The sequence below is a fragment of the Nannocystis sp. RBIL2 genome, from assembly GCF_026626745.1.
In the GTDB taxonomy this organism is placed as follows: domain Bacteria; phylum Myxococcota_A; class Polyangia; order Nannocystales; family Nannocystaceae; genus Nannocystis.
Map to the genome: position 1 here is coordinate 5,377,804 of NZ_JAPNJW010000002.1, position 22,126 is coordinate 5,399,929.

18 protein-coding genes are annotated in these 22,126 nt (G+C 72.5%); 11 read left to right on the plus strand and 7 right to left on the minus strand.

The genetic code is table 11. The features are described from left to right. The 5 genes from OV090_RS51360 to OV090_RS46270 form a co-directional block, all read right to left on the minus strand. The gene (locus OV090_RS51360; protein ID WP_267711439.1) at nt 1–2,451 is read right to left on the minus strand and encodes a DEAD/DEAH box helicase; all 2,451 of its coding nucleotides are present in this window, start codon (nt 2,449–2,451) and stop codon (nt 1–3) included. Nucleotides 2,452–2,635: 184 nt separating this feature from the next. Then, nucleotides 2,636–3,067: a hypothetical protein gene (locus OV090_RS46255; RefSeq protein WP_267711441.1), complete on the minus strand. Its 432-nt coding sequence runs from the start codon at nt 3,065–3,067 to the stop codon at nt 2,636–2,638. Between the two features lie 424 nt (nt 3,068–3,491). After that, nucleotides 3,492–3,938 (minus strand): YciI family protein, encoded by a 447-nt coding sequence (locus tag OV090_RS46260; RefSeq protein ID WP_267711442.1) that lies wholly within the window; start codon nt 3,936–3,938, stop codon nt 3,492–3,494. 178 nt (nt 3,939–4,116) lie between these two features. After that, complete coding sequence (locus OV090_RS46265) at nt 4,117–4,611, minus strand: TlpA disulfide reductase family protein (RefSeq protein ID WP_267711443.1); 495 nt, start codon at nt 4,609–4,611, stop codon at nt 4,117–4,119. 51 nt (nt 4,612–4,662) lie between these two features. Further along, nucleotides 4,663–5,730 (minus strand): DUF3570 domain-containing protein, encoded by a 1,068-nt coding sequence (locus OV090_RS46270; RefSeq protein WP_267711444.1) that lies wholly within the window; start codon nt 5,728–5,730, stop codon nt 4,663–4,665. Between the two features lie 137 nt (nt 5,731–5,867). On the opposite strand from OV090_RS46270, the gene OV090_RS46275 reads away from it, so the two are divergent. From OV090_RS46275 to OV090_RS46325, 11 genes are all read left to right on the plus strand, one after another. Then, nucleotides 5,868–6,293: a hypothetical protein gene (locus tag OV090_RS46275; protein WP_267711445.1), complete on the plus strand. Its 426-nt coding sequence runs from the start codon at nt 5,868–5,870 to the stop codon at nt 6,291–6,293. After that, entirely contained in the window at nt 6,290–7,786 is a 1,497-nt protein-coding gene (locus OV090_RS51365; RefSeq protein ID WP_267711446.1) for a hypothetical protein, read from the plus strand. The genes OV090_RS46275 and OV090_RS51365 overlap by 4 nt, the downstream gene beginning before the upstream one ends. Nucleotides 7,787–7,961: 175 nt before the next feature. Next, nucleotides 7,962–8,888, plus strand: coding sequence for a hypothetical protein (locus OV090_RS46285; RefSeq protein WP_267711447.1), 927 nt, complete (start codon nt 7,962–7,964; stop codon nt 8,886–8,888). Nucleotides 8,889–9,150: 262 nt separating this feature from the next. Continuing rightward, complete coding sequence (locus OV090_RS46290) at nt 9,151–10,020, plus strand: DUF4266 domain-containing protein (protein ID WP_267711448.1); 870 nt, start codon at nt 9,151–9,153, stop codon at nt 10,018–10,020. Nucleotides 10,021–10,025: 5 nt separating this feature from the next. Next, on the plus strand, nt 10,026–11,228 hold the full coding sequence (locus OV090_RS46295; RefSeq protein ID WP_267711449.1) for a DUF2271 domain-containing protein: 1,203 nt from the start codon (nt 10,026–10,028) through the stop codon (nt 11,226–11,228). A gap of 287 nt (nt 11,229–11,515) precedes the next feature. Continuing rightward, nucleotides 11,516–12,874: an ATP-binding protein gene (locus tag OV090_RS46300; protein WP_267711450.1), complete on the plus strand. Its 1,359-nt coding sequence runs from the start codon at nt 11,516–11,518 to the stop codon at nt 12,872–12,874. Nucleotides 12,875–13,492: 618 nt separating this feature from the next. Continuing rightward, on the plus strand, nt 13,493–14,896 hold the full coding sequence (locus tag OV090_RS46305) for a selenium-binding protein SBP56-related protein (RefSeq protein WP_267711452.1): 1,404 nt from the start codon (nt 13,493–13,495) through the stop codon (nt 14,894–14,896). Further along, entirely contained in the window at nt 14,893–15,612 is a 720-nt protein-coding gene (locus OV090_RS46310) for a hypothetical protein (protein WP_267711453.1), read from the plus strand. Before OV090_RS46305 ends, OV090_RS46310 begins: the two co-directional genes overlap by 4 nt. Nucleotides 15,613–15,727: 115 nt before the next feature. Beyond that, nucleotides 15,728–16,924 (plus strand): V4R domain-containing protein, encoded by a 1,197-nt coding sequence (locus OV090_RS46315; RefSeq protein WP_267711455.1) that lies wholly within the window; start codon nt 15,728–15,730, stop codon nt 16,922–16,924. Nucleotides 16,925–16,931: 7 nt separating this feature from the next. After that, nucleotides 16,932–17,201 (plus strand): hypothetical protein, encoded by a 270-nt coding sequence (locus OV090_RS46320; RefSeq protein WP_267711456.1) that lies wholly within the window; start codon nt 16,932–16,934, stop codon nt 17,199–17,201. Next, nucleotides 17,198–19,057 carry an ATP-binding protein gene (locus OV090_RS46325; RefSeq protein ID WP_267711457.1) on the plus strand — a complete coding sequence of 620 codons (1,860 nt, stop codon included), beginning with the start codon at nt 17,198–17,200 and terminating at the stop codon, nt 19,055–19,057. The genes OV090_RS46320 and OV090_RS46325 overlap by 4 nt, the downstream gene beginning before the upstream one ends. Before the next feature lie 143 nt (nt 19,058–19,200). Here the strand turns inward: OV090_RS46325 and OV090_RS46330 are convergent, their stop codons facing one another. Together OV090_RS46330 and OV090_RS46335 are read right to left on the minus strand one after the other, a co-directional pair. Further along, the gene (locus OV090_RS46330) at nt 19,201–19,818 is read right to left on the minus strand and encodes an SMI1/KNR4 family protein (protein ID WP_267711459.1); all 618 of its coding nucleotides are present in this window, start codon (nt 19,816–19,818) and stop codon (nt 19,201–19,203) included. A 336-nt stretch (nt 19,819–20,154) separates the two neighbouring features. Continuing rightward, on the minus strand, nt 20,155–21,996 hold the full coding sequence (locus OV090_RS46335; RefSeq protein WP_267711460.1) for a hypothetical protein: 1,842 nt from the start codon (nt 21,994–21,996) through the stop codon (nt 20,155–20,157). Between the last annotated feature and the right edge of the window lie 130 nt (nt 21,997–22,126).

The window sequence follows — 22,126 nt, forward strand, 5'->3', positions numbered from 1 at the left end:
TCACCGCAGCAGCTCGAGCAGCTCCTCGCGGCCGAGGCCCGACACGTCGCCCTCGTCGACCGTCGCCTGCGCCAGCGCCCGCTTGCGCGCGTGCAGCTCGAGGATCTTCTCCTCCACGGTGTCCTCCGCGATCAGGCGGTGCAGGAACACCGGGCGCGACTGACCGATCCGGTGGGCCCGCGCCCCGGCCTGATCCTCGATCGACGGGTTCCACCACGGGTCGAGCAAATACACGTAGTCGGCCGCTGTGAGGTTGAGCCCCGTGCCGCCGGCCTTGAGCGAGATCAGCATCACCGGCGGCCCGTCCTCGGCCTGGAAGCGGGCGACCACGCCGGCGCGGTCCTCGGTGGCCCCGTCGAGGCGGACGTGCTCGAGCTCCGCCGCAGTCAGCGCGTCCTCGACCAGGTCGAGCAGGCTGGTCCACTGCGAGAACACCAGGGCGCGGTGGCCCGCCGCGGTCACCTCGGTCAGCTGCGCCAGCAGCAGCTCGACCTTGCTCGAGCGCGTCGCCTCCTGCCCCGGCACCAGCGCGCTGTGACACGCCGCCTGGCGCAGCCGCAGCAGCAGCTCGAGCGCCTCGAGCATCCCGCCGCCCGACTGCAGCTTCGGCAGCTCGAGCTCGGCCGCCACCCGCAGCCCGTCGTAGACCCGCCGCTCCTCCGCGTCGAGCGGGCAGCGCAGCACGATCTCCGTCAGCGGCGGCAGCTCCGGCGCCACCTCCTGTTTGCGTCGGCGCAGCACGAACGGCCGCAGCTTGGCCTGCAGCTCGGCGGTCCGCGCCGCTCGCCCCTGCTCGACCGCCTTGCCGTAGCCCGCCGCGAACTCGCGCAGCTGGCCCAGAAGGCCCGGATTGAGGAAGTGGCTCAGGCTCCACAGCTCGGTCAGGCGGTTCTGCACCGGCGTGCCGCTGAGCGCCACTCGCCAGTTCGCGCGCAGGCCGAACGCCGCGCTCGCGGTCGCCGTGGTCGGCTCCTTGATCGCGTGCGCCTCGTCGAGCACCACGGTGTCCCATGTCTCTCGGGACAGCTTGTCGCGATCGAGCCGCAGCACCGCGTAGCTGGTGATCGTCACGTCGGCGGTGGGTTCGAGGCTGCGCTTCGGGCCGTGGTACAGCGCCGCGCGCAGGCCCGGGCGGAACCTCCGCGCCTCGGCCAGCCAGTTGTGGAGCGTCGACGTCGGCGCCACCACCAGAGTCCGCCCGCGCACCGCGGTGAGCGTCTGCAGCGTCTTGCCGAGGCCCATGTCGTCGGCGAGCAGCGCCCCGATGCCGGCGTCGCGCAAGAGGCTCAGCCAGTCGACGCCGCGGCGCTGGTAGTCGCGCAGCGTCGCGGTCAGGTCGGCCGGCAGCGTCGCCGACGGCAGCGCCGCGAACATCTCCTCGCGCGACAGCGCCGCCAGCCCCGCCAGCTCCGGCGGCGGCGGCACCTGCAGCGCCTCGCACAGCGCCGCCGCGGCCGTCCGGGCCCAGCGCGGCCGCTTGCCGTCGGCCCGCCGCGCCGCCACGAATTGCTCGAGCATCGGCCCGTAGCGCTCGAGCCAGTCGCGCGGCAGCCACACCAGCCCGCCGTCGGCCGTCTGCAGCGCGTATTGCCCCGAGCGCCACGCCTGCACCACCCGCGCCGCGTCGACCTGCGTCTCGCCGCCGGCCCCGCCCGGCGCCCGGAACGTCACCTCCGGCTCCGCGACTTCCTGCCCGTCCTGCCCCTCCGGAGCCTCCCAGCGCGGCTCGAGCGTGCGCTTCTCCGGCTCGCGCGCCTCCGGTGATTCGCCCGGCGATTGTGAAGACTCCTCCGCCGCCGGCGCCGCCATGCGCACCACGAATCGCAGCACTTGCCCGATCAGCGCCAGCCGCCCGCCGACGAACGTGCGCCCCTCGATCGCCGCGGTCGAGAAGACCCGCAGCGGCGCCGGATCGACCGTGATCGGCGCCCCGTCGAGCGTCACGTCGAACGCCCCCACCAGCCGCGACACCACGAACTCGGCGATGTCCGGGTAGATCGCCAGCGACGGCGCCCCCGCCGGCATCGCCGACAGCAGCGGATCGTCGGCGTCGACCGCCCCCGTGAGCACCGCCTCGCCGCCGGCGCTGACCGCCACCACCCGTAGCAACAGCTTGTCGCCGCCGCTCTGCAGGCGGTAGCCGAGCTTCAGCGTCTCCGCGACCTGCGGACCGATCTGCTCGAGCAGCCCGCCCGCCGTGTGCAGCACCAGCGCCGCCGCCACCACGTGCTCGCACGGCGCCGCCCCGCCGCAGTCGCAGCGCCACCCGTCCCAGGCCCAGCGCACCTCCGCCCGCACCCCGCTGCCGGCCAGCCGCGCGATCGCAAACACCCAGCCCCCCGCGTCGCAGCCCTGCACCCGCGCCGCGCCGAGCCGCGCCAGCTTCAATCCGCGGTGCCACGCCGCCGGCGTCGCCGCGCGGTGAACAGGTTCGAGGAGCTCCGTAAACACGCGCCCACGGTGGTACCACGCCCCGTCCTGCCGGTCAGCGCGCGTTTTCGCGCTCGCGTCCGCGGCGCCGGATCGGGCCCGCGCGGCCGTCCAGCGCCGCGCGGAGCCTACATGTCCTTCGGGACAGCCGAATCTCGGAGCGACCGTCGGCGCCCAGCCGCGCCGACGAATCACCGCGGCCGACTCAGCCCGCCTTCGGCACGATCCGCGACAGCAGCTGGACCGGTCCGCCGAACGACAGCATCACGCCCTTGCACTGCAGGCGCGTCTCGCCGACGTACTCGCCGTCGACCTTGCAGTCGGTGAGCTTGTCCTTGACGTCGTCCGGCTTGGTGTCGCGGTTCAGGCGGACCTCGCCGATGCAGTAGGTCTTGCCCGCCTCGACCTCCGTCGCCGGCGCGTCGGCGCCCGCAGTCACGGTCACGTCGCACTTGCCCGTCGGGGCCGGCGCGTCGGTCTTCTCGGGCGCCTTGGCCGGGGCCGGCGCGTCGGTCTTCTCCGGCGCCTTGGCGGGCGCGGCCGCGGTCTTGCTCGCGGACGAGCTCGTGTCGGCACAGGCGGAGGCGAGCAGCACGAGTGCTGCGAGACAGCGGAGGCGGGGGGACAGACGGAGCATGCAGGACCTCGGCCGCGAGCGGACCATCACCGCCGGGTGCGTGTCAATCGGGGCCCATGCGAATCCGACGCGCTCGCGCGCGCCCACGTGACGCCGGCGATCCGAATCAGCCGCAGACGTGTCCCGCCCGTCTCGAGTCGATAAAGAGAACCCCTCGCCTCCGACCCCGTCGATCGCCTGTTCATCTATCAAAAACAAAAAAGCATTCGCGAGCGGTGCAGCCTCATTGCACCGACTCGCGAATGCATGCACTCGCACGGCGGGCGCCTCCCTGGCCATGACCGGTGATTGTCCGCCCGCGGGCCGCGGCCTCCTCATGACCGCCGCCCGCAGCGGCCTACGATCACCCGTCTCCGCTCGGCGAGCGCATCGACGGCGGAGGCGGGCGCGTCCTCGTGGCGCCGGCCGCCGCGCGGCGACCTCGTCAGGTGGCAGACTGGCGGCGGGCCAGCTCGTCGCGGAGGGCGTTCTCGCGGGCGGCCTCCTCCGGCGACAGCACCTCGGGCGGGAAGTCTTCGGTGTCGAACACGCGGCGGATGTCGACGCTCCACTGCGCGTCGCTCTCGGGGTCGCCGGGGATCTTCTTCACCCACGCGATCGCCTCCTCCTTCGAGCGGGTCTGGAACAGCCAGTAGCCCGCGATCAGGTCCGACGTCAGCGGGAACGGGCCGTCGGCCACGGTCGGCGGCTGGCCGGGGCGGAACGTCACGCGTGCGCCCTGCGAGCTCGGGTGCAGGCCCTCGCCGCCGAGCAGCACCCCCGCCTTCACCAGCTCCTCGTTGTAGCGGCCCATCGCCTCGATGAGCTGCTTGCTGGGCATCGCCCCGGACTCGGACTTCGCGTCGGCCTTGATGATGATCAGAAATCGCATGGTCGTTCTCCTCGGGATTCGCCGGGCGCCGCGGTCCTGTCGGACCGCCGCGTGCCCGGGCTGCACCTTCACGTCGAACGGCCCGCGGCTCGATCGACAGGGCCCGCGAATTTTTCTGCATCTGCGAACATCGGCCAATTTGCCGGCCGCTCGCGCGACTTCGCGCCGTCCGCCGACCTCAGCCGCCGCCGAGGCGCTGCGTCACCTCGGCCTCGAGCTCGGCGAACTTCACCTCGCCGGCGATCACCTTGGCGACCTTGCCCTCCTGGTCGACCACGTAGAGCGTCGGCATCTTCGGCGGCGACCACGACTTCGCCAGCGCCTGGCCCTCGTCGAAGATCATCGGGAACGACACCGGCACGTCGCGCAGGAACGCCTCGGCGTCGCCGCGCGCCTCGTCCATGCTGACGCCGATGAGCTCGAGGCCGCTGGCCTGGTGGCGCTTGTACAGCGCCTCGAGCTCGGGCATCTCGCGCCGGCACGGCTCGCACCACGAGGCCCAGAAGTCGACCAGGACCAGCTTGCCGCGCATCGCCGCCAGGTCGACCGTGGTGCCGGCGCCGGCCAGCGCCGGGCCCGACAGCGCCGGCGCGGGCGTGTCGGCAGTCGCCGGGGCGCCGCCGCCGGGCGCCTGGGAGGCCGGCTTCGGCTCACAGGCGGACAACAAGAACATGGCGAAGAGGACAGGTCGTGAACGCATGCGTGTGCTCCGGGGACGGCCGTGTCAGTAGCGCCCGCCGAGCATGGCCGACAGCTCGAGGGCGAACACCCGCGACAGCCCGACGAACTCGTCGTAGCCGATCCGCGTGCCCGCGACCAGCGCGCCGACCTCGATAGAGCCGCGCTTCAGCGGCTTGGCGTAGACGCCGTGCAGCGCCAGCCGCTGGCTGCCGAGCGACGACAGCTCGCGGTCGCGGGTAAAGTAGCCACCTGGCCCTGGGGCCATGTAGCGAGAGCGGTAGAAGAACGCCGACGACTGCGCGTAATGGCGGTACTCGAGCGCCAGCGTCGCGCCGCGGGCCGGCATCACCGAAAGGTCGACCGACGCGGTGTGCGAGCGCAGCTGCCACGAGTCGTAGTAGAAGCGGTACGTCGCCCCGAGCGAGACCTTGCGGTGCAGCGCCTGGCGGCCGCGCAGCACCCACGCGTGGCGGTTGCGTCGGCGCGGGTGGACCTCCGGCAGGCAGAACTCCGCCGTCTCGTTGCACAGCCCGTCGCCGCTGCCGATGGCGACGAAGCGGTACGGGCTGGCCATGTAGCCGAGCGCCCCGCGCAGCTCGTAGGCGAACTGCAGCAGCGTCGTCTTCGTCAGCACGAACGTCGCGCTGACCAGCGCCCCGCCGGCGCGCAGCGGCTCGCGGAAGGTCGGATCGCCCGAGCGGCCGACGCGGTCGAGCGCGCCGAACAGCCGCCCGGCGAGGGTGATCGTCCGCTGGGCCAGGTCGAGCTTGCCGCCGAGCGTCGCGCTGTTGGCCAGGTAGTCGGGCTCGTGTGAGAAGCGATACGACGCGGCCCACGCCGCGTTGCCGCGCTCGCGCTCCACCCCTACAACTCCCTCGTGACGGTTCTCGCGGACGATCGGCGTGGCCGCCGTACGAATGTCCACCGACGCGCTGGTCCAGGCGTCGAGGCTGTAGCTGATGTCGAGCTGCGTCTGCGGGCTGCCGAGCTGCTGCCGCACGTGCGCCCGCGGCGAGATCACGGTCGTCCGGTCGCTGTCGGTGCGGACGTAGATGCCACCGCGGAGTTGGCCTCCGATCGGGGCCGGCTCGGCCGCGAAGACCAGAGCCACGCTCAGGGGGATCCACCTCATCGACGGCGAATCGGCGCGCGCAAATCGCGCGAAACCCCGAAATTAATTTTGAAAACCATTTTCAGATCGGAGACTATCCGGCACGGCGTTTGCCGTCAACTCTGGAGTTTTTAGACATGGCCGATAAGGCACGTCCCACGCTCGTCCTGCTCCTCGGTCTCGCCGCATGCGGCGGGCTCGGGAACCCTGGCGACAGCGACAACAACAACTTCACGACGGCCGTGCCGCCGTGGATGGGCAGCGAGAGCGAGAGCGACGGCAGCGGCAACGTGGTGCCCGGCGGCGCGACTACCACCTCGACGAGCGGCGCCACTGCGGGCGAGAGCACGACGACCGAGGGCCCCACGACCTCGACCTCCACGTCGACCTCGACCTCGACTTCGACCTCGACCTCGACGACGGCGCCCGACCCGACCGGCGCGCCGAAGCTCGACCTGCCGCCGGAGTTCACCACCGGCGACACCGACAAGGACAAGGACAAGGACAAGGACGACGACAAGGACAAGGACGTGGACACGACCACGTTGCCCGTTCCGCTGTGACCGTCGGCCCCTCACCGCGCTCCGCGGCCGCGCGCGAGGCGGCGACGCTGCTGCTGGCCGGCCTGTGCTTCGGCGCCAGCCAGCAGCTCGTCGTGCGCGAGCTGGTCAGCCTCCTCTACGGCGAGGAGGTGGTGTTGTTATTCGTCTCGGCCGCCGCGCTGGCCGCCGCCTCGCTCGGCTACGGGCTCGGCGCTCGCCTGTCGCCGCGCGCGCTGGCCCGCCTGCTGCTCGCCTGCGGCGCCCTCCTGCTGCTGTCGCCGGCCCTGCCACGATTCGCGGTCGCCGGCCTGTGCCTGCTCCGCGGCGACTCCGGCCCCGAGCTCTTGCTCGTCCTCGCCCTGCTGACATTCGCCGCCGCCGCCCCGTTCACCGCGGTCGTCCCGGCCCTGCTCGACCGCCACGAACAGCCCGACGATCGCCTGGCCGCGCTGCGCCGCGGCTACACCTGCGAGCTCGTCGGCTTCGGCCTCGGCAGCACCGCCGCCCTCGCCCTCGGCGGCGCCCCCGGCCTGCGCTTCGCCGTCCTCGCCGCCGCCCTGGTCGCCCTCGTCCACGTCGCCCTCGACCGCCGCGCCGTCACCTTCGCCTGCACCGTCGCCGCCGCCCTCGCCTGCGCCACCCATGCCCCCCTGTCGCAGCTCGGCGCCGATCTGGTGTATCGCCACAAGCACCGCCTCCCCGGCGCCCAGGTGCTGTGGTCCGTCGATTCGCCGTACCAGCGGGTCGAGGTGGTCACCGCGCCGGGCCGCGGCCGCATGCTCTACCTCGACGGCCTGCGCGACCTCGACGACCGCGACCTCGGGGCCCTCAATCACTACCTCGCGCGCGCCCCGGCGACGCTCGTCCGCCCGCAAAATGCGCTGCTGATCGGCAACGGCACCCTGTCGATGGTGCCCGAGCTCTCGCGCATGTCCGATCATTTGACCACGGTCGAGCTCGACGCCGCCGTGGTCGACGCCGGCGCCCGCTTCTTCACCCCTGGCGAGCCGCTGGCCCGCCTGGACAATTGGCGCCTGGTGCTGGCCGACGGCAAGCAATATTTGGCGGCCACCGAGCGCCGCTTCGACCTGATCGCGGTCGACGTGCCGTCGCCGCTGACGCTCGGCGAGGCCTATCTACATACCCGCGAATTCTACGCCCTGTGCCGCGCGCGCCTGAACCCCGGCGGGGTCCTGGCGATCCAGCTCAGCGGCCCGCTCGGCGCCCCGACCCGCACGCCGGCGCGGCTGGTCGCGTCGCTGCGCGCCGAGTTCCCCGCGGTGATGGTCGCCGACAGCGAGACCGCCGACCGCGCCTTCGCCTACGCCGGCGACCGATTGCCGTTCACCGCCGAAGCCCTGCGAGCGACCGCAGTCGCCGGCGAGCGTCGCCTCCTCGTCCTCGGCGGCCCCGAGCTCGACGCCCGGATCGCCGGCGCGATACCCTTGACCCTCGACGACCTCGACCTCGTGCTCCGCCGCGGCGCCGAACGCCTGCGCGAGCGCTACCTGTGACTCTCATGCCTGGCGCCGCCACCCCGCATTCTTTCGCCGTCACCGCCGCGGCAGGCCTACGCGCGCTCGCTCCCGTGATCGCCATGCCCCGCCCTGCCGCCACGCCTCTTCTCGCCACCGCGGCAGGCCTGCGCGCGCTCGTCACGATCTCCGCCCCCTCGCTCCAGTGACTCTCATGCCTCGCGCGTTGCCCTCCGCCTTCCTCGTCGGCGTCCACCTCGGACTGCTGCAGGCCGGGCTGCTGCTCACCCTGTCGCGCGCCCTGTCGGCAGCGCACACCACCTACGCGCTGGTGCTGACCGCCTGGCTGGCCGGCTCGGCGCTCGGCTTGTGGTCGCGCGCGCCGGCCCGCGACCTGCCGCGCGCGCTCGGCCTCGGGCTCGTCGCCTACGCCGCCGCCGCCCTGTCGCTCGGCCGGGTCGACTTCGTCGCTGCCAGCCCGTGGTGGTTCGTGCCCGCGGTGGCCGCCGCCGGGCTCGCCTCCGGCACCTACTTCGCCGCCGCGGTCGCCGGCGGGGCCGCGACCGCCCGCGTGTTCGCCCGCGAGACCTGGGGCTTCCTCGCCGGCACCCTGCTGGCCGCCGCGGGCTACGCGTTCCTCGGCCGACCTGCCCTCTTGTACATGCCCCTCGTGACAGGTGTACTCACCCTCGTCGGCCGCCCGCGCGCCGCCGTCGTCGCCCCCGCGCTGCTCCTGGTCGCCGGCTGCGACGACCCGGTGCGGGTGGTGCCCGCGCCCGACCGGGGCCGCTTCGGCGCCGAGGTCTACCCGGTGCTGCTGCGCGACTGCAGCTTCCCCGCCTGCCACGGCGACCCGCGCCGCCCGCTGTTCGTCCCCGGCCCCGGCCGCACCCGCCTCGGCGAGCCCGAGTCGCCGCTCGACGCCCCGACCCGCGCCGAGGTCGACCTCGCCTACGACCGCGCGCGCGCCTGGCTGCTCGCCGAGGGCGACGAGCCGCCGCCGCTGCTGCACAAGCCGGGCCCCCGCGCCGCCCACGAGGGCCGCGACGAGCACGGCCGCAACGTCTACGAGGACCCGGACGCCCCCGGCCTGGCCGTCCTCACCGCCTGGGCCGAAGGCACGGAGGCCCCCGCGCCATGACGCAACGTCGCCACCTGCGCCCGGCGCACGCAGCCTCTCGCCCCGTGACGCAACGACCTGGCCGCCCAGCGCTCGCGCTCTCCCGCCCCGGAGCCTCGCTGCGTCTCCGGGGCTCCCGAACGCCCGGCCCCCACGCCATGCCCATTCCGACATGTCTACATGCACATGTCCTCCAAAGCATGCATGATCGAACATGTCCCTTCAGACATGGCTTTCAGAGCATGTCCATTCGTTCATTCGCCGCGCGCCCGCAGGTGACCCGATGATCCGCCCCGTCTCGCTGCTCGCCGCGCTCGTCGCCCTCGCTCCTGCCGTCGCCGCCGCCTACTCCTCGCCCGCGCTGTACACCGCCGACCCCGCGCGCCACGGCGGCGCGGGCGGGCGGATCTTCAGCGGCAGCCCGGGGGACGGCTTCACCTGCGCGGTCTGCCACACGGGCGGCCCGGCCCCGAGCCCGGAGATCCGCGGCGGCCCGGGCGGCCCTTACAAACCTGGCGCGACGTACATGTTCGAAGTGACCTGGCCCGAAGACGTGTTCGGGATCGTCCTGGAGGCCACCGATCCAGGCGGCGCCCCGCTCGGCACCCTGCGCCTGCCGCCGCCCGACGTCCTGCAGGACGACGAGCGCTGTCCCGGCGGGCGCGCGGCCGAGTGGATCGAGTTCCCCGAGGGCGACCCGCGCCAGGCGGTCGCGGTCAACGTGTGCGGCTCGCACCGCCTGCGCGTGCAGTGGACCGCCCCCGACGAACACCTGCCCGGGGCGATCTACATGGCCGCGGTCGCGGCCGACGACGACGGCACGCCCGCCGGCGACGGCGCGGCCGCGTGGGAGTTCCCGGTCGGCCCGCCTGCCGCCGAGTCCGGCTGCAACGCGACCGCAGGCGCCCCGCCGTGGTGGGCCCTGCTGCTGCTGACCCGCCGACGCCGCCGCGCCGCCGCGCTGCTCGGGCTGCTGTCTCTCGGGACAGGTTGCGCCCGCGTCCAGCCCTACGAGCGCGGCCGCCTGGCCCAGCCCGACATGCAACTGGGCGGCGACGCCGACCTGTCCGCCGGCCCCGAGCACGCCCTCGACTACCGCGAGGGCTCGGCCGGCGGCCTCGGCGGCGGCGGCGGAGGTTGCGGATGCAACTGACGCTCATGCGACTGACTCTCATGCCTCGCCGCAGCCTCGCCGCCCTCGCCCTCGCCCTCGCCTGCGCCCCGGACGGCGGCGCCCGCTTCGAGTACCCGCCGACCAGCGCCGGCGGCAGCGACGGCACCGGCTCGACCACCGCTTACACGACGGGCGGCGGCGACGACTCTCTGACCTCCGGCGGCCCCGGCCTCCCGCCGCCCCTGCCGACCACCGCCGACCCGAGCGGCCCCACCGGTGACAGCGACACCGGCGGCGGCCCGGTCCCCACCGCGCTGATCCCCGCCAAGGCCACCTGGCGCTGGCAGCCGCTGCAGACCGCCGTCGACGGCGACTGGAAGGTCGTCGGCTTCGACGATACGGCCTGGTCCGAAGGACAGGCCGCGTTCGGCGACGGCCCCGGCGACGCCACCCCGATCGACCCCGCCACCGCCCCGCTCGGCCTGCGCCTGCGCCACACCTTCACCGTCCCCGCGGCCGTCGACGACGTCCTCCTGCGCGCCTACCTGCGCCGCGGCGACGGCGTCGCGGTGTGGCTCAACGGCGTCCCCCTGCTCCGCTCCAACCTCCCGCCCGACCCGCTCGCGGCCGACACCCGGGCCCAGACCGACCTCAAGGGCAACGAGCCGCTGCGCTACATCCGGCTCGCCGCCCCGCACGCCAGCCTGCTCGCCGGCGACAACGTCGTCGCGGTCGAGGTCCGCCGCTACCAGTCGGGCGCGGCCGGCCTCGGCTTCGACCTCCAGCTGGACGTTTGGGACATGTCCTACGAGCCAGCCGACACCTTGACCGCCCAGGTGCGCACGCGCAGCTACGGGGGCGAGTACGCCGACGAGCACGTCGGCGTCGCGTGGATCCAGGGCAGCGGCGGCCTGGTGCGCACCCTGTCGGTGTGGGCCGAGGTCCGCGAGCAGCACCTGATCCGCTGGCGCTCGCTGTCCGACGGCGACAACGCCGACGCCATGACCTCGGCCACCCGCGGCTCGCACCGCACCACCGACCTCGCGTGGGACCTCAAGGATCGCCTCGGCCAGCCGGCCCCGCCCGGGGATTACAAGCTGGTGGTCGAGTTCACCGAGGACAACTCCAACGAGGGCGCCCCGCCTGGGCCTGTCCTCGAGATCCCGTTCACCCTCGGCGGCGGTCCGCACCTCACCGACGTGCCCGCACACCCGCAATTCGCAGACGGCCTGCTCGTCGTACCCTGAGCCCGAGGGCGCGAGCGCGTGCGCGCGTCGGCGGGCCCGAACGGACGGGGGACATCGCAGGCTCGCTGAGCTCGCCGTCCGGAGCCATACCAGCCGCGACGGACCGGTTCCCCGCATCGGGCCGCGGCCGCCGCACGCGCGTCGCCCGCGGGTGCGCCGGGCCGCATCGTTGCCGCTACAATCGGCGCGGATGGAGCTTGCGACCCGTACGCAATCGACGTCGCGCGCGAGCTCGACTCCCTCGGCCTGCCTCGACAACCTCATGATCTCCGCCGTCGTCTCCCGCCATGGCTGACCGCGACACCAACCTCGAGGGTCGCGTCCGCGAGCTCGAGCAGCGGCTCGCAGCGGCCGAGCAAGCGCGGCTCGCCGCCGAGGCCGAGGTCGCCGCGCTGCGCGTCGAGCTGGCCGACACCAGCGAGCGCGAGCGCATCGCCGCCGCCCACACCGAGCGCCTGCTCGAGGGCCTCGAGGTGCTCGGCGAGGCGCGCGACGCCCTGCCGCTGTTCGCCGAGGTGCTGCGCGTGCTCGGCGACCTGCTCGAGTTCGACGCCGCGTTCATCGTCGGCTTCGCGCCCGAGGTCTCGCCGCAGATCGTCGCGGCCACCGACCCGCGGCTGCGCCTCATCGCCTGGCCGGGCGGGGCCTTCACCGACCGCGTGCTCGCCGGCCGGGCCGCCGCCTTGCTCGACCTCGCCGACAACCCCGAGTGGCAGCAGGTCGAGCCGGCTCTGCGCGAGGAGTACGCCTCCGCGCTGCACGTCCCGCTGCACGCGCTGCACTCGCAGGCGATGCTGGTCTGTCTCCACCGCCGGCGCGGCTTCTTCACCCCCGACCGGGTCACCCGCGCGCGTCGGTTCGCCGCGCTCGCGCGCCAGGCCCTGCAGACCGCCGAGCACCTCGTCGACCTCGAGGTCGACCGCGACCACGCGGTCGAGCTCAGCCGGGCCAAGAGCAGCTTCGTCGCCAGCATGAGCCACGAGCTGCGCGCCCCGCTGAGCGCCATCGTCGGCTACTGCGAGTACCTGCTGGCCGACCGCGCCGCCCAGCGCGACCCCGACCTGGGCGAGACTCTCGGGCGCATCTACCTCTCTGCGCGGATGCTGTGCGACCTGATCGGCAACGTCCTCGACCTCAGCAAGATCGAGGCCGGGCGCATGGACGTCCACCTCGGCCCGGTGGTGGCCGCCGAGGTGTGCCGGCTCGCCCTCGTCACCGCCGAGCCTCTGGCGGTCCGCCGCGCCAACGTGGTCCGCGTCGACATCACCCCCGACCTGCCCGAGCTGCACACCGACGCCGCCAAGCTGCGGCAGATCCTGGTCAACCTGCTCGCCAGCGCCAGCAAGTTCACCGCCGCCGGCACCATCGACCTCGTCGTCCGCCCCGACCGCCGCGCCGACCCACCCGCGCTCGTGTTCGAGGTCCGCGACACCGGCAAGGGCCTCGGCGCCGCGGAGTCGGCCGCGGTGTTCCTGCCGTTCTCGCAGGTCGGCCCCGTCGACCCCCGCCGCCTCGGCGGCACCGGCCTCGGCCTGACGATCGCCAAGCACCTCACCGAGCTCCTCGGCGGCACGATCCACCTCGCCAGCTCCGCCGGCGCCGGCACCACCGTCACCGTCCGCCTCCCGCTCGCCGGCGTCCACTGACGCATGCCTTTTAAAACATGTCTGATCGAGCATGCCCGATCAGACATGTCCTCGATGACAGAATCGTCGCTGTCGCGTGATTCGATCTGGCGGCGAGGACGGCCTCGCGCCGGCTCGACGCGGGCCGCGAGGCGCAGCGGCGATCGTGCCGGGCGATCCGCTCGCGAGCGCCGGCGGATCGCTCCCCGGCTCCAGGACCAGCGCCACGGCGGTCCTCGCTCGACCGACGCCCATGCAGCGGACTGAGCCGCGCGGACCGCGTTGACGACAGGGCGTCCGGCCCGACCGCCGACCGCGGCGCGGCGCGGCGCTGACACTTCGGGCATGTCTCGCCAGACATTTCGCCGCGGCGCCGCGGCGGCTGCCGATTCGCGTCCCGTTTTTCGGGCCGCGATCCCGCGTAACCAAGGTGGCAGCAATGTGGGCACAGGTGTTGCCTGCACTCCTGCGTCGCGACCCGGTCCGCCGGCGCCGACGCCCCCTCGACGAATCGCGGCAATCGTCGCGGCCGGACGCGCGCAATGGCCCATGTCCCCGCGGTCCTATGAATAGTCCGCCGCCGCACCGGCCTGCCGGCCCTTGACGCGGCCTGGCCGCGCGGGGCAGGCTGCCGGACACATGGCCGCTCGCTTTCGTCCCGACCCGACCTTTTATCCGTCGCCGACGATGGCGATGCAGGCCCCGCCGGAGCAGCTCGCGTACGTGGTGCTGCTCGACCCGACCGGGGCCAAGCGGCCGGACGCGATGGCGGTGGTCGACGTCGACCCGGCCTCGAAGAGCTTCGCCCAGGTGGTCGGCCAGGTCGACATGCCGAACATCGGCGACGAGCTGCACCACTTCGGCTGGAACGCCTGCAGCGCGTGCCTGTGCCCGTACGCGCCGCACCCGCACGTCGAGCGCCGCTACCTCGTGGTCCCCGGCATCAACTCGTCGCGGATCTACATCCTCGACACCCAGCCCGACCCGAAGCGGCCGCAGATCGTCCGCACCATCGAGCCCGACGAGCTGTTCCGCAAGACCGGCTACGCCAGCCCGCACACGACCCACTGCGGCCCCGAGGGCATCTACGTCAGCGCCCTGGGCGCGCCCGACGGCGGCGGCCCGGGCGGCATCTTCATGCTCGACCACGAGACGTTCGACATCCGCGGCCGCTGGGAGATCGATCGCGGCCCGCAGGTGCTCCACTACGACTTCTGGTGGCACCTCGGCCACGACACCCTGATTTCCAGCGAGTGGGGCACGCCGAACATGGTCCGGCGCGGCCTCGTCCCCGAGCTGCTGCTCGGCGGCAAGTACGGCAATTCGCTGCACGTGTGGGACCTGCGCCGGCGCAAGCACCTCGAGCGGCTCGAGCTCGGCCCCGAGTATCAGATGGTGCTGGAGCTGCGCCCGGCCCACAATCCGACCCGCCCGTGGGGCTTCGCCAGCGTCGTCGTCTCGCTCAAGGACCTCTCGGCCTCGATCTGGCTGTGGTTCCTCGAGGGCGGCAAGTGGCAGATCAAGAAGGTCATCGAGATCCCCGCCGAGCCGGCCGACCCCGCCCTGCTGCCCCCGCTGCTCAAGGGCTTCGGCGCAGTGCCCCCGCTGATCACCGACATCAACCTCTCGCTCGACGACAAGACCCTCTATGTCTCGTGCTGGGGCACCGGCGAGTTCCTCCAGTACGACGTCTCCGACCCGCACAACCCCAAGAAGACCGGCAGCGTCCACCTCGGCGGCATCGTCCGCCAGACCGCCCACCCGAACCAGCCCGACGTCAAGCTCGGCGGCGGCCCGCAGATGGTCGAGGTCAGCCGCGACGGTCGCCGGGTCTACTTCACCAATTCGCTGTACGCCCCGTGGGACGAGCAATTCTACCCCGGCGGCTTCGACGGCTGGATGGTCAAGCTCGACGTGCCCGCGGACGGCAAGGGCATGACCCTCGACCCGAAGTTCTTCCTGCAATTCGAGCCCGGCCTGCGCGGCCACCAGATCCGCCTGCAGGGCGGTGACGCCTCCTCCGACTCCTACTGCTACCCATGAGCGACGCTCAGGCATGGCTGGCCCTCCTGGGCCTCGGCGCCTTCCACGGCATCAACCCCGGCATGGGCTGGCTGTTCGCAGTGGCCCTCGGCCTGCAGGAGCAGCGACGGGCGGCCGTCCTGCGCGCGCTGCTGCCGATCGCTCTCGGCCACGCGCTGTCGATCGCGGTCGTCCTGCTCGTCATCGGCGTCCTCAAGGACGCCCTGCCCGACGCCTGGGTGCGCTGGCCGGTCGGCCTCGGCCTCACCGGCTTCGGCCTCTACAAGCTGGTGCGCTGCCGTCACCCGCGGTGGGTCGGCATGCGCGTCAACTGGCTCGACCTGACGTGGTGGAGCTTCCTGATGGCCACCGCCCACGGCGCCGGCCTGATGCTCGCCCCGGTGCTGCTCGGCTGGCGCGACGGTCCTGCTGTTGACCACGCTTCAATGCCCGAGCACATGCATCACGCGGGCCACCACGCGCAGCACGCAATCGACGCCGCCGGCGGCCACGCCGGGCACGCCCAGCACCTCGCGGAGCTGGGCGCCTCGACGCCCTTGCTCGGCCTGCTCGCCACGGCGCTGCACACGCTCGGCTACTTGCTGGTGATGGGCCTCGTCGCGGTGGTGGTCTACGAGAAGGTCGGCCTGGCGATCCTCCGCAAGGCGTGGTTCAACCTCGACGTCTTGTGGGCCGCCGCGCTGGTGATCACCGGCATCGTCACTCTGGCGCTGTGATGCGCGCGGCTGCGCCTCAGCCTGCTCGCGCACGGCGCACCCTCACGTGTGGAGTCGCGGCGGCGATGTCCGGCGGAGTATGATGCTCCCCGCGCACCGCGCGAGGAGGATGACAATGGCGATCGACAGCGACCTGGCTTCACGGCTGGCCATGCAGTACGAGCCGACGACGTATCGCCGACGGATCGCCGGGCACGACGTCATCATCCACTGTCATCACTACAACGCGCGGCTGCAGCGGACCCTCGAGGGCGCGCGCGGCATCGACGGCAAGGGCCTGATCGTCGGCGCCGCCGAGACCGTGTTCGCCGACCAGCTCGCGCGGGCGCTGCGCCCGGGCGACGACGAGGCCCGCCGCTGGGCCGTCGCCGAGCAGCTCTACCGCCACCTCGGCTTCGGCCGCATCGACCTGTCGCAGATCGGCGCCGACGTCGTCACCGCCGACTCGTCGCACTTCGTGGAGGGCTGGCTCGCCGGCCTCGGCGAGAGCAGCGACAACGTGTGCAGCTTCACCGCCGGCTACGTGCAGGGCGCCGTGCACGCCGTCACCGGCGCCGCGGTGCGCGTGCGCGAGGTCGAGTGCATGGCCCGCGGCGCCGAGCGCTGCCGCTTCGAGGTCGACCGCGGCGAGCGTCCGCCGGTGGCCCCGAACCGCAAGGACCCGGCGATCCCCGCCCCGCGCGAGCCCGGCGCCGGCTGGCTGCGCTCGCCCCAGGTCGACGAGCAGGCGATCATCGACGCCGTCGTCGGCATGCCGATGGTCGGCGACGAGGCGGGCCTCATCCCCGCCTTCAGCGTGTACCTGGCCAGCATGCCGGCCGACTTCTACAACCGGATCTGCATCGGCTTCGTCGAGGCCATGCGCGGCCTCGGGCGCGACAAGACCGCCATCCGCCTGCTGATCTCCGACGCCGAGCACTGCGGCATGAACACCTTCCGCGGCATCATGCACTCGCCCGAGTGGGACGGCCTCATCGCCCCCATGGTGCGCGACCGGTCCGACGCCCTGCACGCCATCATCGCCATCAGCAACGCCCTCGGCTGGGGCGACTGGCACGTCACCGCCCACACCCCGCGCTCGCTCGCGCTCGAGTCGCGCTACGGCTACGAGGCCGTCGGCTACCGCGAGTACCGCGGCCTGGCCGCCACCCCGCAGTGCGCCATGCTCACCGGCGTCGCGGCCGGCGTCATGGAGCTCGTCTACGGCGAGGGCACCGTCGAGGAGCGCTACGGCACCTTCAACGCCCGCGAGGAGCGCTGCGTCAGCTGCGGCGAGCCCTCGTGCAACTTCGCCGTCGAGCAGGTGGAGTAGCCGCCGCATGCACCGCGAGAAGGTCCCCGCGTGCGTGCATCCGGAGACCTACAAGTACTTCCTCGACCGTGACGCGGTGATCCCGATCTGGCAGAAGCTGGCCGCTCGCTGGGGCGAGCCGCGTCACAACCCGAGCTTCCGGACCATGGAGATCGCCGCGCCGCGGTTCACCTTGCGCAGCACCGTGCTCGGCAACCCCATCACCGTCCTGCGGCGCCGCGAGTGCACCGCCGACGACGTCGCCGAGCTGCACGCGCTGCTGGGGTACGCCGAATGACGAGCGACCGCGCCGGCGCGACCTCCTGGGCCTACGAGCTCGAGCTCGACGCCGAGCTGCGGATCGTCGCCGTCGACCCGCAGCTGTGCGCCCGCCTCGGCTGCGACAGCGGCACTCTGGTCGGCCAGGGCCTCGACGAGCTGTTCTCGCCGCGCGACCGCAAGGGCCAGCGCCTCTTCTACCAGGCCCTGAGCCGCGCCGACGAGGCCGGCCTCGACCTCCTCATCACCTTGCAGATCGGCGGCCAGGAGGTGCTCTCGCGCCTGCAGATGGTCCCGCGCGACCGCCAGTGGCTGGCCCGCGTCGAGCCGCTGACCGCCGACGGCAACCTCGTCTACCAGCTCTACTCGGCGCAGGAGCGGTGGGCCCACATCGTCAAGCGCAGCACCGAGGGCGTGGTCGTGCTCGACCCGGAGGGCCGGATCGTCGACTCCAACGCCGCCTTCTTCGAGATCATGCGCTTCCGCTCGGCGCACGGCGTCATCCTCAGCGAGGAGGCGCTGCGCGGGCGGCCGCTGCGACCGCTGCTCGCCGCCCACGGCTCCGGTCTCGACCCGCTGGCCGAGCACCTGCAGAGCCCCGCCGCCACCCGCGACCGCTTCGCCGCCGAGCTGGCGTGGGGTGACCGCTGGCTCGACATCACCGTCACCCCGCTGCAGCTGCCGGTGCGCGGCTTCGTCGGCCTGTGCGTCACGCTGCGCGACGTCACCGAGCGCCGCCAGGCCGAGATCTTGCTGCGCCAAAAAGAGGCCGCCGAGGCGGCCAGCATCGCCAAGAGCCGCTTCCTCGCCAACATGAGCCACGAGCTGCGGACCCCGCTCAACGCCATCATCGGCTACAGCGACCTGCTGCTCGAGGAGGCCGAGGCGCGCGGCGACCACGAGAGCGTCGGCGACCTCAAGCGGATCGGCATCGCCGGCGTGCACCTGCTCGAGCTCATCAGCAGCATCCTCGACCTCACCAAGATCGAGGCCGGGCGCATGGAGGTGTGGCCCGAGCGCTTCAGCGCCCGCGCGCTGGTCCAGGGCGTCACCTCGGCGCTGGAGACCCTGGCGCAGCAGCGAGGCAACCGCATCGAGCTGCGGATCCCCCGCGAAGTCGGCTTCATGGTCACCGACATGCTGAAGCTGCGCCAGGTGCTCTTCAACCTGCTCGGCAACGCCATCAAGTTCACCGAGCGCGGCACCATCCGCGTCGGCGTGCGGCGCACGACGAAGGACGCGCGCGACTGGATCGAGATCGCGGTCGCCGACTCCGGCATCGGCATCGCCGCCGAGGCCCTGCCGCGCCTGTTTCAAGAGTTCACGCAGGCCGACGCCTCGACCACCCGCCGCTACGGCGGCGCCGGCCTCGGCCTGTCGATCGCCCGCGAGTTCTGCCGCCTCATGGGCGGCGACATCACCGCCACCAGCGTCCCCGGCGAGGGCTCGACCTTCACCATCACAGTCCCCACCGAGCTCGACGTCGCCGCCCCGCCGCCCGACGCCGCCGCCCCGCCGCAGGGCCCCGTCCTCGTCATCGACGACGACCCCGCCACCCTCGAGCAGGTCCAGCGCGGCCTGCAGGGCGAGCACGTCCCCGTGATCAGCTGCACCAGCGCCTCGCAGGGCCTGTCGCTGGCCAAGTCCTTGCGCCCGCAGGCGATCGTGCTCGGCATCGCCGTCCCCGACGACGACGCCTGGAACGCCCTCGTCCAGCTGCGCAGCGACATCGGCCTGCGCAGCGTCCCCGTGATCGTCGCCTCGCTGCTCGACGAACAGGCCCGCGCCCTCGTCCTCGGCGCCTCCGCCTACGTCGGCAAGCCGATCGACCGCGACCACCTGCTCACCGCCCTCGCCCAGGTCCGCGCGGCCTGACAGCGTCCGTCTTTTTAAAATAACATGTCCCGACGGACATGTCTCCACGATCGGCCGATCCCTTCGCGGAGTCTCCCGCGGAATGCCTCATGAGACATGCCCTCAAGGTCATGTCTACCCGAGGCCGTCGTCCGGGAGAGGCCTTATTGTCCGTAGTCCCACTCGCCGCGGCAAACGGCTTCGGCGCGTGCCTTCATCCTTTTGACCGCCTTGTCGATGTGCGCCGCGAAAGAGGTGCGTTTCCCTTGCCAACCCATCTCGCTGCCGACACCGACGAGGCCCGTCGCTCGGAAGAAGCCCGGCCACCCGGCGAACGACGAGAAGTCGAAGATGCGGACGGCGCCGTCGAATCCGCCTTCCGTGACCTTCGGTCCTTCGTGGGCTTTGCCGCCGATCCAGATCCACATCTCGCGCATCACGTCCTCCCACGACCGGTCGAGGACCACGTCGAGAGGCGGCAAGACGAGGGCGCCCTCCTCGTCGATCGGGTCGACGAGCGCATACACCCAGGCGACCGAGCCCCGCGGGATCTCGGCGCCGCGGCGCGCGTACGCGGGGTTAGCGAGTCCCATCCAACGGATCTGCGCGGAGCCGACCTGCGAGTAGAACGCGCGAATGTCGTCGGGGACGGTCCCGCCGAACCAGGCCTCGAGCCGCGCGAGATCATCGTCCGAAGCCGGGGCGCCGAGCTCCGCGCCGAGGACTTCGATCTCGGGCTTGGCGCGAAGCTCTTCGACGAGGGTCGTGAATCGCTCTCGCAACGTGCTCTCCGTCTCGCATGGGTGTACCGCAAGGGGCACGACGAGGCGTAGTCCCGCGCGGCGTTGAAAGTCGAGTTGGGGGGCTGCTCGAGAAGGAGCCACCACGATGAAGAAGGTAGGGCAGAAGGAGCCGGTGAGGAAGGGGATCGCGGAGCTGGTCGACGCCGGCCTTCGCGCCTCCGAGGCGCTTGGTAGCTCCTCGAGGCCGAGCGCGTCACGACGCGGCTCGCCGTACGGTCAAGTCACATTCGCAGCTCCACGGCCCGCAGGGCAAAGAGGCCCGCCGTCGCGGTGGAGACCGCGATGGGCAGGCGAGCCGCGCTCAGGCGAAACGTTCTACTTCTTCGCCGTCTTCTTCTTCGCCATCTTCTTCGATGCCGGCTTCTTCGCCGACTTCTTCGACGCCGACTTTTTCGCGGTCTTCTTCGCCGCGGTCTTCTTCGCCGCTTTCTTCGCCGCCGACTTCTTCCCGGCCTTCGCAGTCTTCTTCGCCGCCGTCTTCTTCCCGGCCTTCTTCGACGCCGACTTCTTCGACGCCGACTTCTTCGCCGCAGTCTTCTTCGCCGCCGACTTCTTCGCCGCCGACTTCTTCGCCGCCGGCTGCTTCGACGCCGACTTCTTCGCCGCCGGCTGCTTCGACGCCGACTTCTTCGCCGCAGCTCGCTTCGACGCCGACTTCTTCGCCGCAGCTCGCTTCGCGGCCTTCTTCGCGCCCTGCTTCGCAGTCGTCTTTCTGGCCGCCGTCTCCTCCGGCTCCGCCGCCTCCGACTTCTCCTCCGCAGCCGCCTCCGACGTCTCCTCCGCCGCCGTCTCCTCATCCGCCGCCTGCGCCCCCGTCTTCTCCTCCGCGCTCACGGCAGGCACGGTCACGGTGTGCAGCACGCCCGGCGGCAGCTCCTCCGCGCGCAGCTCGAGCCACGGCACCTCCTCCTCGTCGGACACCTGCGCCAGTTCGAAGCGGACGTGGTCGCTGTCGCGTTCGAACACGTAGAGGCCGTCGTCATCGATCGGGTTCGCAGTCAGCGCGGGCGGCCTGCCGGCGAACTTGTCGACCTGCTGGAGCGGCGCGCCCTCCTCGTCCAGCGCGCGCACCAGGATGAGCCGATCGAGGAAGCTCCGCAGCGTCACGCGCTTCAGGCCCTGCGCCTCGATCCAGCGCTCGACCGCGTCGGCGTCTCCGCCGTGAAACCCGTTGACGTAGGTGCCACCGAGCAGCGCCCCGCCGCGCGGCACCTCGTCGGGTCGCAGCGTGTTTGCGAACGCCTCGGACCGCGCCGCGATCGCGGTCACGCGGTTGGCGATCTCCATCGCCGCGTCGACTTCGGCGTGCTCGTCCTCGGGGATCGCCGCGAGCATCGCGTCGATGGCCGGGCTGTCGTCGCGCGCGGTGAAGAACAGGCACCGCCGCACGCTCGAATCGGGCGGCAGCTCGCGGGTCAGGAACTCGGGCACCTCGTCGAGGCGGTACACCAGCAAGGTCTCCGGGCCCCTGGCCTCCGCGGCCTTCGCCGCGGCCTGCGAGTCGATTTGCGCCCGCACGGCCTGCAGCTCGACGAAGACAGCGTCGGTCTCGGGCGGCAGGTACGACGGAGCCGCCTCCGCCGTGTACTCCTGCTCCTGCTCCGGCGCCCCGCCCGAGACGAAGTAGGCCGCGGACAGGGCGTCCTCCGTGTTGCCGAACTGGAACACGCGGCCGACGCCCGTGACCTGCCGCGCCAGCTCGAACGCCCGCTCCAGCTCGGGGTCGGGCGGAGACCCTGCGGCCTTCGACGTCCGGCGCACGAGCTGCAAGACGGCCCCGTCCGCCGTCTCGGGGGCCTCGTCGGTCGCATGAAAATAGACCTCGGAGTCCGCCCAGTCGCAGTCCCACTCGTCCTCGGCGGGGTCGAGCACATCCGCCGCGAGGAGCGAGCTGCCGCGCGCGGCGATCGAGCGGATCACCGCGAGGAACTCCGCGAACGCCTCACCGGCGTCGACCTCGACGCGTCGCGCCGGGTACCACAGGTGGCGCCCGTCGAAGCAGCGGTAGAACTGGGCCGCGAGCTCGGGCGCCGCGCCGGGCGCGAGCCGCAGGACCACCTTGATGGTGATCATGTCGGCGTTGCCACCGGGCCAGCGGTCGAGGGTGCGGAAGTAGAAGACAGCCTTCCTGAAGTCGAACTCGTCGGGGGTCGTCATGGGGGTGGCAGCGGATTTAACCCGCGGGAGCGCGCGGGACAAGGCGAGAATCCCTGGACGATCGGCGAGCACCGCAGGGGATCGCCCGACGAGGCCGGCAGAGGCCTCGCGACACTACAATTCGATGCTC